The sequence below is a fragment of the Pseudomonas sp. 2822-17 genome (assembly GCF_002742485.1).
Lineage (GTDB): Bacteria > Pseudomonadota > Gammaproteobacteria > Pseudomonadales > Pseudomonadaceae > Aquipseudomonas > Aquipseudomonas cyclaminis.
On sequence record NZ_LJRZ01000286.1, the window covers coordinates 1 to 312 of the forward strand.

A 312-nucleotide genomic window follows, 5' to 3' on the forward strand; every position below is an offset into this window, starting at 1 on the left:
AATTTATAGTTTATCACAAACAAGACTTTCAGATGAGGTACTTGAAAAAGCGTGGGGACGAATGGTAGTAACAACGGAAACTCATGGTGATGCTTTGCAAGATTGGGCTACAGCATCTTACGAATTGAAGTTCTTAGATGACGAACCTAATTTAGACGGTTTTGTAGATACATCTATTTTAGATGGCATCTTAGCAGAATAACAAATTAGAATCAAAAATGGAGAGCCTCTCATTAAGTCTATAACTACTTAATGAGAGGCTTTTTGTTAGCTTTTTTAAATAATTATCTATAGTGATACAACAAATAATTC

1 protein-coding gene is annotated in these 312 nt (G+C 33.0%); it reads left to right on the top strand.

Annotated elements, in window-relative coordinates; translation table 11 throughout:
* On the top strand, positions 1–202 hold a 202-nt coding region (locus AOA60_RS03955; protein WP_218240559.1), incomplete at its 5' end, for a hypothetical protein.
* Between the last annotated feature and the right edge of the window lie 110 nt (positions 203–312).